The 11,878-nt window shown below is 64.6% G+C and carries 12 protein-coding genes; 4 read left to right on the top strand and 8 right to left on the bottom strand.

Annotated elements, in window-relative coordinates; all coding sequences use genetic code 11:
• The first annotated feature begins 40 nt into the window (after positions 1–40).
• From ACLFLU_RS00385 to ACLFLU_RS00370, 4 genes are all read left to right on the top strand, one after another.
• Positions 41–913, top strand: a complete 873-nt coding sequence (locus tag ACLFLU_RS00385) for a F0F1 ATP synthase subunit gamma (RefSeq protein ID WP_426410415.1) — start codon at positions 41–43, stop codon at positions 911–913.
• A gap of 86 nt (positions 914–999) precedes the next feature.
• Positions 1,000–2,433 (top strand): F0F1 ATP synthase subunit beta, encoded by a 1,434-nt coding sequence (gene atpD / locus ACLFLU_RS00380; protein ID WP_426410414.1) that lies wholly within the window; start codon positions 1,000–1,002, stop codon positions 2,431–2,433.
• A gap of 72 nt (positions 2,434–2,505) precedes the next feature.
• Complete coding sequence (locus tag ACLFLU_RS00375) at positions 2,506–2,913, top strand: F0F1 ATP synthase subunit epsilon (RefSeq protein ID WP_426410413.1); 408 nt, start codon at positions 2,506–2,508, stop codon at positions 2,911–2,913.
• Between the two features lie 148 nt (positions 2,914–3,061).
• On the top strand, positions 3,062–4,711 hold the full coding sequence (locus ACLFLU_RS00370) for an adenylate/guanylate cyclase domain-containing protein (RefSeq protein ID WP_426410412.1): 1,650 nt from the start codon (positions 3,062–3,064) through the stop codon (positions 4,709–4,711).
• Between the two features lie 116 nt (positions 4,712–4,827).
• Here ACLFLU_RS00370 and ACLFLU_RS00365 read toward each other — a convergent pair whose 3' ends face one another.
• The 8 genes from ACLFLU_RS00365 to ACLFLU_RS00330 all read right to left on the bottom strand — a co-directional run bounded on the left by ACLFLU_RS00365 (position 4,828) and on the right by ACLFLU_RS00330 (position 11,868).
• Positions 4,828–5,328 (bottom strand): RNA pyrophosphohydrolase, encoded by a 501-nt coding sequence (locus ACLFLU_RS00365; RefSeq protein ID WP_426410411.1) that lies wholly within the window; start codon positions 5,326–5,328, stop codon positions 4,828–4,830.
• Positions 5,329–5,391: 63 nt separating this feature from the next.
• Complete coding sequence (locus ACLFLU_RS00360; RefSeq protein WP_426410410.1) at positions 5,392–5,898, bottom strand: RNA pyrophosphohydrolase; 507 nt, start codon at positions 5,896–5,898, stop codon at positions 5,392–5,394.
• A 64-nt stretch (positions 5,899–5,962) separates the two neighbouring features.
• Positions 5,963–7,186: a divergent polysaccharide deacetylase family protein gene (locus ACLFLU_RS00355; RefSeq protein WP_426410409.1), complete on the bottom strand. Its 1,224-nt coding sequence runs from the start codon at positions 7,184–7,186 to the stop codon at positions 5,963–5,965.
• Positions 7,187–7,327: 141 nt separating this feature from the next.
• Entirely contained in the window at positions 7,328–8,689 is a 1,362-nt protein-coding gene (locus ACLFLU_RS00350; protein WP_426410408.1) for a S41 family peptidase, read from the bottom strand.
• Positions 8,686–10,050: a murein hydrolase activator EnvC family protein gene (locus tag ACLFLU_RS00345; RefSeq protein WP_426410407.1), complete on the bottom strand. Its 1,365-nt coding sequence runs from the start codon at positions 10,048–10,050 to the stop codon at positions 8,686–8,688. The genes ACLFLU_RS00350 and ACLFLU_RS00345 overlap by 4 nt, the downstream gene beginning before the upstream one ends.
• Positions 10,051–10,094: 44 nt before the next feature.
• On the bottom strand, positions 10,095–10,577 hold the full coding sequence (gene rlmH, locus ACLFLU_RS00340; protein WP_426410406.1) for a 23S rRNA (pseudouridine(1915)-N(3))-methyltransferase RlmH: 483 nt from the start codon (positions 10,575–10,577) through the stop codon (positions 10,095–10,097).
• A gap of 91 nt (positions 10,578–10,668) precedes the next feature.
• The gene (gene rsfS, locus ACLFLU_RS00335) at positions 10,669–11,025 is read right to left on the bottom strand and encodes a ribosome silencing factor (RefSeq protein WP_426410405.1); all 357 of its coding nucleotides are present in this window, start codon (positions 11,023–11,025) and stop codon (positions 10,669–10,671) included.
• Positions 11,026–11,223: 198 nt separating this feature from the next.
• A complete protein-coding gene (locus ACLFLU_RS00330; protein WP_426410404.1) occupies positions 11,224–11,868 on the bottom strand; it encodes a nicotinate-nucleotide adenylyltransferase in 645 nt (214 codons plus the stop codon).
• Positions 11,869–11,878 lie beyond the last annotated feature (10 nt).

Raw genomic sequence — 11,878 nt, 5'->3', positions numbered from 1 at the left:
GCGGTTTGACCGCAAGGGATCGAACCGTCGGGGACGAAGAATGGCGTCACTTAAAGACATGCGCGTCCGCATCGCCTCCACCAAGGCGACGCAAAAGATCACCAAGGCCATGCAGATGGTCGCGGCCTCGAAGCTGCGCCGTGCGCAGACCGCCGCGGAAGCTGCACGTCCCTATGCCGACAAGATGAGCGCGGTGATCTCCAACATCGCCAGCGCGGCCGCGGGTTCGCCCGGCGCGCCGACGCTGCTGGCCGGCACCGGCCGCGACCAGGTTCATTTGCTGCTGGTCTGCACCGGCGAGCGCGGCCTGTCCGGCGCCTTCAACTCGTCGATCGTGCGTCTCGCCCGCGAGCGCGCGCTGACCCTGATGAGCCAGGGCAAGGAAGTGAAATTCTTCTGCGTCGGCCGCAAGGGTTACGAGCAGCTTCGCCGCCAGTTCGACAAGCAGATCGTCGAGCATCTCGATTTGCGCAGCGTCCGCCAGCTCGGCTTCGTCAATGCCGAGGACATCGCCAAGAAGATTCTGGCGCGGTTCGATGGCGGCGAGTTCGACGTCTGCACGCTGTTCTACTCGCGCTTCCGCTCGGTGATCGCGCAGATCCCGACCGCCCAGCAGATCATCCCGCTGGTCGTCGAGGAGGGCGCTGCCGCCAACACGACGTCTTACGAATACGAGCCGGAAGAGGACGAGATTCTCACCCGTCTTCTGCCGCGCAATCTCGCGGTCCAGATCTTCCGCGCGCTGCTCGAGAACAACGCCTCGTTCTACGGCGCTCAGATGAGCGCGATGGACAACGCGACGCGCAACGCCGGCGAAATGATCCGCAAGCAGACGCTGGTCTACAACCGTACGCGTCAGGCGCAGATCACCAAGGAACTGATCGAAATCATCTCGGGTGCCGAGGCCGTCTGATCAAGGCGCTTCAATACCCGTCAAACGCAACATCCCGATCAACAAGCTGATCGTGGTCTAGAAGTTCGGATCGAAGGAGACATTCAATGGCAGCCCAGTCCGGTCGCGTCACTCAGGTCATCGGCGCCGTCGTCGACGTGCAGTTCGAAGGCCACCTCCCGGCCATTCTCAACGCGCTCGAGACCAAGAACGGCGGCAACCGCCTGGTGCTGGAAGTCGCCCAGCATCTCGGCGAGTCCACTGTCCGCACCATCTCGATGGACACCACCGAAGGTCTGGTCCGCGGCCAGGAAGTGACCGACACCGGTTCGCCGATCCGCGTTCCCGTCGGCGAAGGCACGCTCGGTCGCATCATCAACGTCATCGGCGAGCCGATCGACGAAGCCGGCCCGGTCAAGTCGGAAGGCCTGCGCGCGATCCACCAGGAGGCGCCGCTCTACACCGACCAGTCGACCGAAGCTGAAATTCTCGTCACCGGCATCAAGGTCGTCGACCTTCTGGCTCCCTACGCGAAGGGCGGCAAGATCGGCCTGTTCGGCGGCGCCGGCGTCGGCAAGACCGTGCTGATTCAGGAGCTGATCAACAACGTTGCGAAGGCGCACGGTGGTTACTCCGTGTTCGCCGGCGTCGGCGAGCGGACCCGCGAGGGCAACGACCTCTATCACGAGTTCATCGAGTCCAAGGTCAACGCCGATCCGCACAATCCGGATCCGAGCGTGAAGTCGAAGTGCGCGCTGGTGTTCGGCCAGATGAACGAGCCCCCAGGCGCCCGCGCCCGCGTCGCGCTCACGGGTCTGACCATCGCGGAGGACTTCCGCGACAAGGGCCAGGACGTGCTGTTCTTCGTCGACAACATCTTCCGCTTCACCCAGGCCGGCTCGGAAGTGTCGGCGCTGCTCGGTCGTATTCCTTCGGCCGTGGGTTATCAGCCGACGCTCGCGACCGACATGGGCGCGCTGCAGGAGCGCATCACCACCACGCAGAAGGGCTCGATCACCTCGGTGCAGGCCATCTACGTTCCGGCCGACGACTTGACCGACCCGGCGCCCGCGACCTCGTTCGCCCACTTGGACGCGACCACCACGCTGTCGCGCTCGATCGCTGAAAAGGGCATCTATCCGGCGGTCGATCCGCTCGACTCGACCTCGCGCATGCTCTCCCCGCTGGTCGTCGGCGAGGAGCATTACGCGGTCGCCCGTCAGGTCCAGCAGGTGCTGCAGCGCTACAAGGCGCTCCAGGACATCATCGCCATTCTCGGCATGGACGAGCTCTCGGAAGAGGACAAGCTGACCGTGGCCCGCGCCCGCAAGGTCGAGCGCTTCATGTCGCAGCCGTTCCACGTCGCCGAAATCTTCACGGGTTCGCCGGGCAAGTTCGTCGACCTCGCCGACACCATCAAGGGCTTCAAGGGCCTAGTGGAAGGCAAGTATGACCACCTGCCGGAAGCCGCCTTCTACATGGTCGGCACCATCGAAGAGGCGGTCGAGAAGGGCAAGAAGCTGGCGGCGGAAGCTGCCTAAGCTCACGACTAGCGAATAGGGAGTGGCGAAAAGCTGCTCCCTCTTTTGCCACTCACCACTCGCAGGTTTGTTATGGCCACCTTCCACTTCGATCTCGTCTCTCCGGAAAAGCTCGCATTCTCGGGCGAAGTCGACCAGGTCGACATTCCCGGCGTCGAGGGTGATTTCGGCGTGCTGGCCGGTCATGCGCCGGTCGTGGCTGCGATCCGCCCCGGCATCCTGACCATCACCACCAGCGGCAAGCACGAGAAGATCATCGTGCTCGGCGGCCTCGCCGAAGTCTCCGAAAAGGGCCTTACCGTGCTCGCCGACGTCGCGACCTCGCTGGACGAGCTCGATCGCGCCCAGTTCGCCGAGACCATCTCGGAGATGGAAGAGGGGCTGAAGGAGCACGAAGGCAACGAGCTCGACCAGGCCCTCGAGCGGCTCGATCACTACAAGAGCATCCAGCAGCAGCTCAGCTCGACGGCTATGCATTAAGCCCCGGGGCATCGCTTCGGGGCTCACGAGAAATTCCTGAACAAGTTCAGCGCTCGTCACGATGGTGGCGGGCGCTGAAACTTTGTTGCACCGCGCCGCCGATAACGGCATTCTGCGCTCGCGAATTTTGTTCCGGGGCGGGTAGCAGATGAAACGCAAGATCGCGGCGATTTTCGCGGCCGATATTGCCGGTTACTCAAGGCTGGTCGCGGAAGACGAGGAAGAGACGCTGCGGCGTCTGGCCTCCTATCGCGAAGTCATCGACGATTTCATCGCAAAGGCGAACGGCCGGATTTTCAACACCGCAGGCGATGCCGTGCTCGCGGAATTCCCGAGCGCGGTCGACGCGGTGCGCTGCGCGATCGACATTCAGGAGTCCTTGCGAACCCGCAACATGGCCTACCCGCCGAGCCGGCAGATGTCGTTCCGCATCGGCATCACCATCGGCGACGTGGTCGAGCGCGACGGCGATCTTCTCGGTGACGGCGTCAACATCGCAGCCCGGCTCGAGGGGCTGGCGGAAGTCGGCGGCATCTGCGTCTCGCGTGCCGTGCACGAGCAGGTCGCCAACAAGCTGTCGGTGCAGTTCGCCGATATCGGTGCGCAGGAAGTGAAGAACATCCCGACGCCGGTGCACGCCTATATGGTGGCGATGCGGCGCGAGGACGGGACCTATTCCACGCCCCAGGTGAAGAAGGTCATCAAGGCGGCGCCCGCGCCGAACTGGATGTGGCCGCTGGTGGTCGGCGTGGTCTCCGTCGTCGCCATCGGTGTTAGCGGCTTCCTCTATTTCACCAAGCTCGAGACCACTCAGCTGTCGTCCACCGCGGCGGCGCCCGCGCCGAGTCCCGTTGCTGCTTCGGCGCCCAACTCAACGCCCACGATGGCCGCGAAAGCGCCGATGCCGACGTCGACGCCGACACAAATGGCCGCTGCGACACCGATGCCAATGCCGTCGCCCCCGGCCGCCTCAGGCGGCAATTTCCCCGCGGATATGGTGCCCTTCATCAGCGAGCGCCAGCGCACCTATCTCAGCAACGAATATGCCACAGCCGGCGATTACAAGGCCTTCGCCCTCAACATCGCCGGCTTCACCGGTACTGCGCTCAATCAGCTGAATGAAGAAGCCGCGCGCAATGCCGCGCTCGATCAGTGCCAGCAGCGCGCCGACGCCGCGCAATCGCCGCGGCGCTGCGAGCTCTATGCGGTCGGCAACAATGTCCTCTACGCGCACGGCAAGCCGCCGATGCCGCCACAGCCCTGGGTTCGGCAGGACACTGTGACCGAGCGAGCGTTCGCGTCGAAGGACTTTCCGATGCTGCGCGACCAGGCCAAAGTCCGCCTCGAGAACATGTTCGCGCCGGCCGCGAAATCCCGGTCGATTGCGCTCGGTCCGGGCGGTCAGTATTTCATGGTTTTGGGCGCATCAACCGTGGACGAGTCGGCGCGGCGTTCGCTGGAATCCTGCGGCGCGTTCGCGGGCGCGGCCTGCATGATCGTGGCTATCGACGACAATTTCGTCGTGCCGATCCCGACCCTGCTCAAGCCCAACGGCTTCTTCCACGCCGCGACCAATTCCTCGATCGTGGCCGATGCGCGCGACGAGGTGGTGCGCAAGCTCGGCGATGGCATGGGCTGGAACGCGGTTGCCGTCGGCACCGCAGGCCGTCCCGGCCTCGGCCTGAAGGCCGCCGATGAGCACACCGCGATCAACGGTGCGCTGGCCGACTGCGTCAAGCACGACAGCGACTGCCGCGTGATCGCGATCGGCCCGTTTACGGTCGGGCCGACGAATTAGCGGCGAACGCTGCTCGCTTTCGCTGATTTCGCCTGACGTCTCAGCGGCTTCGTAGAGATCACCGCGCACCGCGCCGAAAACCGCCGGCTACTGTGCATGGGGTTGTTTTCGCGTTTTCAGTTTGCGAAGGGCGCAAACTGCTTCGCGACGGCTTGATAAACCTCGCGGCGGAACGGCACCACGATGTCGGCAACGCGGTCGAGCCGCTCCCAGCGCCACGCGTCGAACTCCGCGGGCTGGTCGTTGCGTGGCGTCAGCGGATCGATCTCGTCATCCTTGCCAGTGAAGCGCAGCGCGAACCATTTCTGGCGCTGGCCGCGAAATTTTGCCAGCCGATGCGTCTGCGGTCCGTCATAGGGCGGGAATTCGTAAGTGAGCCAGTCGGTCTCGCCGAGATAGTCGGCGCTGACGACGCTGGTTTCCTCCCAGAGCTCGCGCATGGCGGCATCGCGCAAGACCTCGCCCTCGTCGACGCCGCCCTGCGGCATCTGCCAGTCGAGCCCCGGCAAGATGATCTCGGGGCCGTCGCCCTTGAAGCGGTGCCCGATCAGCACACGGCCATCGGCATTGAACAGCGCGATCCCGACATTGGGACGGTAAGGTTTTTCAGTCGTCACGCGTGGCTCTCTCGTTGTCAGCCCGGCGATGCCTTAGCACCAAAGCCGGGATGACAATTTGATTTAGTCATCCGCCAGCGCTGAAAATTCCTTCACCACGCGCTCGTAGACCGGGCGCTTGAACGGGATGATCAGCTCGGGCAGGTTCTTCATCGGCTCCCAGCGCCAGCTGACGAATTCGGCCTTGTGGCCGCCGCCGCCGGGCTTCTCGACGTTGATCTCGCTGTCCTTGCCGGTGAAGCGGACCGCGAACCATTTCTGGCGCTGGCCGCGGTAGCGGCCCTTCCAGGCGCGCCCCGCCACCGTGCGCGGGATGTCGTAGATCAGCCAGTCCGGAACCTCGCCGAGCCGCTCGATCGAGCGCACGCTGGTCTCTTCATAGAGCTCGCGTTTGGCCGCGTCCCAATTGTCCTCGCCGGGATCGACCCCGCCCTGCGGCATCTGCCAGACATGGCTGTCGTCGACATGCTCGATACCGCCGGCACGACGACCGATGAACACCAGGCCCTTCGCATTGATGAGCATGACACCGACGCAGGTTCGGTAGGGCAGATCCTCGTAACGCGCCATTCCGCCAAACCCCTTGCGTGCTGCCGGCAGGGCTGTTGGGCCCGTGCCGTACCAATTCGTTGATTTAGCTGGATTTTGATTTCAGCATCGCGGTTGTCAATGGCACCAAAAGGATACCCCGGTCGCTCAATGTCTTGATCCAGGCGCCGACCCGCTCGATCGAGACGGGCAGCGCAGAGGCGGTGCCGACGGCAACGCCGCGTTCCCGCGCCACCGATTCCAGCTTGTTCAGGGCGCGGTCGATCTCGGTCGGGGTCGGCACCGCGTCGAGCGCGATGTCGCCCTTGCCGAACGGAACTGCGAGGCTGCCTGCGGCCTGCGGCGCGATGCTGCGGGGCGAGGAGCCGTCGTCGAAGAAGCCGAGCCCGCGCTTGGAGGCCTCGCGGATGATCGGCTGCATCGCCGCCTCGGTCGCGATGAAGCGGGCGCCCATGAAATTGGTGATACCAGCATAGCCCTGCATCCGGCTCAGGTGCCAGTACAGGCGGTCGGTGTTCTGGTCGGTGGTGAGCGAGGTCAAGAGCGTCTGCGGCCCTGGATCATTGTCCGGGAAGTCGTAGGGCTCCATCGGGATCTGGAGGAAGATCTCGTGGCGCTGGGCGCGGGCGCGCTCGGCGAGCTTGCCGGGATCGGCGCCGTAGGGCGTGAAGGCCAGCGTCACCGCGCCCGGCAACTTCATGATCGCATCGGTGGTCTTGGCGGCGCCGACGCCGAGGCCGCCGATCACGATCGCCACCACCGGCATTTTCGCCGCCTTGGCGCGGTCGGCCTCGGCTGCGTAGACGTTGAACGGCTTGAGATCACCTGAGATCACGGGGATCATGCCGTAGCGGGATTTCTCCAGCAGTTTTGGATCGATCCCGGCCATGACGGCCGGTGCTGCGGACGCCGCCTCGCCTTTGTCGGCGGCGTCGCCTGCGCCGATCACCACGTCGTGGCGCGCGCCGGTCGAGCCGTCGATCATGGTGACGGTCTTTTGCTCGCCGGAGGCGGCCTCTTTCGGCGCCTCCTTGGCGGCTTGCTTGCTCTCCTGAACATGGCCGGCCGCGGCCGCCTCGGCGGCAGGCTTCTCGTCGGTGCCCTTGGAATCGCGGATCGCGATCCGCGTCATCGGCTCGCCGCCAAGGGGGTCCTTGTTGAAGATGGCGAAGCCGGCAAAGGCGACCAGGAACAGGCCGAGCATCACGGCCAGCGCCTGCATGGCCGTGAACGGCAGCCGCAGCCGCCGTTTCCGGCGCGGCGTGTCCTGTCCGAGCGGGGCGCTCAGATCATCGGCCGTTTCAGTCATGCGCGATCCCGAATCACTCCACCGACGATACCACGCCGAGGTCAAGCGGCGGCAGGCCGGGATAGGCCGGGGACGCCAGGAGCTCCAAGCAAAAAGGGCGGCTCCTGGAGCCGCCCTTTCAATAGATTGCCGAGGCTGCGCTTAGTTGGCTGCCTTGGGCTTATCGGCTGCCGCCTTGTCGGTGGTGGTCCCCGGCGTCGGCGCCGCGGAGGCGCTGTTCTTGATGCCGTGGAGCAGATCGTCGGCCATCTTGAGCGCCTTGTCGTCCTTGGCATCCGGCGGGACGTAGGACTGCGAGCCGGTCTTCTCGTCGCCGTCGTTCTTGAGATGACCGCGCAGCGAAGCCTCGCCCTTGGTGTCGGTGCGCGACTTCAGCTCGTCCGGCACGTCCTGCAGCACTTCGATGTCGGGCACGATGCCCTTGGCCTGGATCGACTTGCCCGACGGCGTGTAGTAGCGCGCGGTGGTGAGGCGCAGCGCGCCGTTGCCCGAGCCGAGCGGGATGATGGTCTGCACCGAGCCCTTGCCGAACGAGCGCGTGCCGACGATGGTCGCGCGCTTGTGGTCCTGCAGCGCGCCAGCGACGATTTCCGACGCCGAGGCCGAGCCGCCGTTGACGAGGACGATGACCGGCTTGCCCTTGGTGAGGTCGCCCGCATGCGCGGTGCGGCGCTGGGTTTCCTCGGCGTTGCGGCCGCGGGTCGACACGATCTCGCCCTTCTCCAGGAACGAGTCAGAGACGGTGACGGCTTCCTCGAGCAGGCCGCCCGGATTGTTGCGGAGGTCGATGATGTAGCCCTTGAGCTTGTCGCCGATCTGGGTCGAGAGGTTGGCGACCTCCTTCTTCAGGCCTTCGGTGGTCTGCTCGTTGAAGGTGGTGATGCGGATATAGGCGATGTCGTCGGCCTCGACGCGCGCGCGCACCGAGCGGACGCGGATGTTGTCGCGCACCAGCGTGACGTCGATCGGATTGTCCTGGCCCTTGCGGATGATCTTGAGCTTGATCTTGGTGTTGACGGGGCCGCGCATCTTCTCGACGGCCTGGTTCAGGGTCAGGCCCTGCACCGCTTCATCGTCGAGATTGGTGATGATGTCGTTGGCCATCACGCCGGCGCGCGAGGCGGGCGTATCGTCGATCGGCGAGACCACCTTGATCAGGCCGTCTTCCATGGTGACCTCGATGCCGAGGCCGCCGAACTCACCGCGGGTCTGCACCTGCATGTCGCGGAAGCTCTTGGCGTCCATGTAGCTCGAATGCGGATCGAGGCCGGAGAGCATGCCGCTGATGGCGGATTCGATCAGCTTGGTGTCGTCGGGCTTCTCGACATAGTCGGAGCGCACGCGCTCGAAGACGTCGCCGAACAGATTGAGCTGGCGATAGGTGTCAGCGGTCGCGGCTCGCGCGCTGGAGCCCATGAACACCGCGCGCGGCTGGGTCACGAACAGCGTCAGCGCCGCACCGGTCGCAGCGCTGAGGAGGATAACTGAAGTCTTGCGCATCATCCGCGAACCTTCTCGCCTTCATTTGCGGCCCACCATGGGCCTGGATCGATTGGAGTGCCGTCTTTGCGGAACTCGACATACAGCACAGGTTGACTCGCGTTGGTGGCGAGAATGGAGGCGACTTGAGATGTCGACCCCATGGTCGCGACCGGCTCCCCCGTGAGCACAAACTGTCCGATGTTTACCGAAATGCGCTCCATCCCGGCGATCAGGACATGATACCCGCCCCCGGCATTGAGGATCAAGAGTTGTCCATAGCTGCGGAACGGGCCAGCATAGACCACCCAGCCGTCGCACGGCGTTGTGACCTGCGAACCGGGCTTGGTTGCCAGCGAAATACCCTTCTGGACCCCGCCGACCCCGTCGGAACCGCCAAAGTCCCTGATCTTGTTACCGTTAACCGGTAGCGGCAGGAGCCCCTTGGCTGAGGCAAAGAGAATCGCCGGGCTGGTCCGGGAGCGGTCCTTGAACACGGCCGGGCCGGGCTTGGCATTGGCGGCCGCGTCTGCCGCTGCCTTGGCCTCCTTGGCCTCGGCCTGCTTTGCGGCCTCGGCCGCCTTCTCGGCCGCCTTGGCCGCGCTTTGCAGGTCCTGCTCCATCTTGGCGATCAGCCCCTGGAGATCGCCGACTTGCCTTGACAGTGCGATGGCGCGCGAATTCTCGGCGTCGAGGTCCTTTTCGCGCGAGGACTGCTGCCGCTGCCGTTCGTCGACGAGCGCGGTGAGCCGGGTCTGGTCGCTGCGGACTTTGTCGCGGTCGGAGGCGAGCTGGTCGCGCTCGGCGGCGATGCTCTTGCGCAGGGTCACGAGCTCGCCGAGCTCGCTGGCAATCTTCTCGGCGCGGCCTCGCAATTCCGGCACGACGGCGCCGAGCAGCATCGCGGTGCGCAGCGATTGCAGCGCATCCTCGGGCCGGACCAAAAGCGCCGGCGGCGTGCGCCGGCCGGCACGCTGCAAGGCCGCCAGCACCTCGACGATGTCGGCGCGGCGTGAATCGAGCGAGGCGCGCGCCTCCTGCTCGCGGCCGTTCAAAGTTTTCAGCCGCGCTTCGGCCTCGTCGATCTTGGTCTCGACGGCGCGGACATTGGCGGCGGTGTCGATCAACTGCTGATTGAGCTGGGTGCGGTCCTGGCCGAGCGACGTGATCTCGGCCTTCAGCTTGGCCTGCGCCTCCTCCGCGCTCTTCTTGCTTGCGCGCGCGGCTTCCAGCTCCTGCTCGCGCTGCTTGATGGCGTCGGGCGAGATCGCCGCGGTCTGCGGCGCCGGTGCCGCCGTCTGAGCTTGCGCGAGGCTTTCTTCAGCGAAGAGGCTTGCGCCGGCGCAGCTCGCAATCAGCAGCAAATTGAGGATCGGCGCTCGCATCTGTCGGGCAAGGTTCTTGGGCAAGGTGCTCGTTGTGGCGCGAATCACGCGCGATGATAGGGATGGCCGGCCAGAATGGTGGCGGCCCGATACAGCTGTTCCAGAAGCATGACGCGAACCATTTGATGCGGCCAGGTCGCGGAGCCGAACGCGATCGCGAGCTTGGCCTTACGGCGCAATTCGGGCGAAAGTCCGTCCGCCCCTCCGATCACGAAGATAGTATGACCGGCGCCCTCGTCGCGCCAGCGCCCGAGATTCCGTGCGAATACGGTGGAATCGAGGTTTTGGCCGCGCTCGTCCATCGCCACCAGAACCGATTTTTCGGGAATATGCGCGGAGATCGCCGCGGCCTCCTCAGTCATTCGCGTCGCGGCGTCGCGCGCGCGACTTTCAGGGATTTCGTGGATGGTGAGCTCGCGGAATCCGAGCTTGCGGCCGGCCTCGTCGAACCGCTCGAAATAGCGGTCGGCAAGCTCCCGTTCGGGGCCCTGCTTCAGCCGGCCCACCGCAATGACAGCAACACGCATGAGGTTTTAGGGTCGCGTTTCCAGACCGCGCGCAATCCGCGCGCGCACGACGCTAGCATGCGCGTCAGCCGATTCGAAATCGGCTAGGTCGTCAGATCGCCTTCGCCGCGCCTGGGCCCTGCGTGTACAATCTCTCGAGATTGTAGAACTCACGGACCTCGGGTCTGAACACGTGCACGATCACATCGCCGGAATCGATCAGCACCCAGTCGCAATTGGGCAAGCCCTCGACGTGGATGTTCTTGATGCCGTTTTCCTTGAGGCTTTTGCTGACGTTCTCCGCGATCGCGCCAACGTGCCGGTTAACCCGGCCGGTGGTAACGATCATGTAGTCGGAGTATGCCGATTTGCCGCGAAGGTCGATGATGACCGTCTCTTCCGCCTTCATGTCCTCGAGGCGGGAGAGGATCAGGCTCAGCGTCTTGTCGGCGTCGGGTTGCGCCTTCAAGGCCGCAGCTTTGGTCGATGTTTTACGCGTCGGTTTCGTAGCCTTGGGTAAAACAGACTTGGACAATACAGACGTGGCCAGGGACCATTCCTTTCACTGTATCGCGAAGACCGAATCCTGTCCTCGCTGGTTACACTACATCATGTGGGGTTAAGGGTTTCAATATGCCAGAGAGCCCGTAAATCCCCACACTCTGTCTCACTTCGTACCTTTCCAGCTCCCGTCCGGGTTCCGTAACCGGGTTGAGGAGAGGTTGAGTTTCAATCCGGTCAGGAAGACCCAGGCCGGCGCCGGCTGATCCGCAAGTAATGCTGCCTTATTCTCGGGGAGGCGGTAGCGCGCAAGCGCCTGGGCGGCGGGGGAGGCGAGGGCACGAAAACTCTGCGGCGGGCGATCGATGATCGCCATCGGCACCTGGTCGGCGATGCGCCGCCAGTGCTGCCAACGATGGAATTGAGCGAGGTTGTCGGCGCCCATAATCCAGACAAAGCGCAAGCCACTGAGACGGCGGCGCAACGTGTTGATCGTGTCGATAGTGTAGCGCGTACGAATGACGGATTCGAGACAGCTCACCTCGATCCTGGCATCGTTGGCAACGTCGCGCGCCGCCTGCATGCGCTCGCCGAGCTCATGCAGATTGCCGTTCTCCTTCAGCGGGTTGCCCGGCGTCACCAGCCACCAGACGCGATCGAGCTGAAGGCGCTTCAGCGCGAACTGGCTGATCGCGCGATGGGCCTGGTGCGGCGGATTGAACGAGCCGCCGAGCAGGCCGATACGCATGCCTTCAGTGTAGGGCGGGATGGCCTGCGCGAAGAAACGTGGCGCGACGAAATTGTTACTCAATGCCCCACGC

It is taken from the genome of Bradyrhizobium ganzhouense, from assembly GCF_049949285.1.
Lineage (GTDB): Bacteria > Pseudomonadota > Alphaproteobacteria > Rhizobiales > Xanthobacteraceae > Bradyrhizobium > Bradyrhizobium ganzhouense.
This window is presented reverse-complemented; position numbering and strand designations above follow the sequence as displayed.

Excerpts from the sequence above, each read along its gene's own strand:
- rlmH (WP_426410406.1), bottom strand. The coding sequence starts at position 10,577 with ATGCGTGTTGCTGTCATTGCGGTGGGCCGGCTGAAGCAGGGCCCCGAA.
- ACLFLU_RS00355 (WP_426410409.1), bottom strand. The coding sequence starts at position 7,186 with ATGACTGAAACGGCCGATGATCTGAGCGCCCCGCTCGGACAGGACACG.
- ACLFLU_RS00350 (WP_426410408.1), bottom strand. The coding sequence starts at position 8,689 with ATGATGCGCAAGACTTCAGTTATCCTCCTCAGCGCTGCGACCGGTGCG.
- atpD (WP_426410414.1), top strand. The coding sequence starts at position 1,000 with ATGGCAGCCCAGTCCGGTCGCGTCACTCAGGTCATCGGCGCCGTCGTC.
- ACLFLU_RS00375 (WP_426410413.1), top strand. The coding sequence starts at position 2,506 with ATGGCCACCTTCCACTTCGATCTCGTCTCTCCGGAAAAGCTCGCATTC.
- ACLFLU_RS00370 (WP_426410412.1), top strand. The coding sequence starts at position 3,062 with ATGAAACGCAAGATCGCGGCGATTTTCGCGGCCGATATTGCCGGTTAC.
- ACLFLU_RS00385 (WP_426410415.1), top strand. The coding sequence starts at position 41 with ATGGCGTCACTTAAAGACATGCGCGTCCGCATCGCCTCCACCAAGGCG.
- ACLFLU_RS00345 (WP_426410407.1), bottom strand. The coding sequence starts at position 10,050 with ATGCGAGCGCCGATCCTCAATTTGCTGCTGATTGCGAGCTGCGCCGGC.
- ACLFLU_RS00360 (WP_426410410.1), bottom strand. The coding sequence starts at position 5,898 with ATGGCGCGTTACGAGGATCTGCCCTACCGAACCTGCGTCGGTGTCATG.